This window comes from Mesorhizobium sp. M1A.T.Ca.IN.004.03.1.1 (assembly GCF_003997555.1).
Taxonomy (GTDB): Bacteria; Pseudomonadota; Alphaproteobacteria; order Rhizobiales; family Rhizobiaceae; genus Mesorhizobium.
This window is the reverse complement of record NZ_RZTV01000972.1, coordinates 1-241: the sequence shown is the minus strand read 5'-3', so window position 1 is coordinate 241 and position 241 is coordinate 1. Positions and strand designations below refer to the sequence as shown.

Sequence of the window (241 nt, the reverse complement as noted above, 5' to 3'; positions counted from 1 at the left end):
CAGAGGTCATGGGGCTACTTAAGACACTAGCTTCTGGCGCGAGCTCGATGGAAACTCACGCTAAATATAGTGCTGTCGAAGGAGGTGAATTGGTGGCTGTTGGCGAGGCGGCCTTAAGTTTTGCCCTTGTGATACTTCAGGTGGTGGTAATCTGGTTTATGTTTAAGAAGGACAGAATGTTTCCAAGGCTGTTTTTCTATCAATGGATAGCCATCCCAGTCGCCTTCGTGCTCGATCTTGC

At 48.5% G+C, this 241-nt stretch carries 1 pseudogene; it reads left to right on the top strand.

Annotated elements, in window-relative coordinates:
- Positions 1–47: 47 nt before the first annotated feature.
- A pseudogene (locus EOD29_RS36855) lies at positions 48–241 on the top strand (hypothetical protein); the annotation flags it as partial.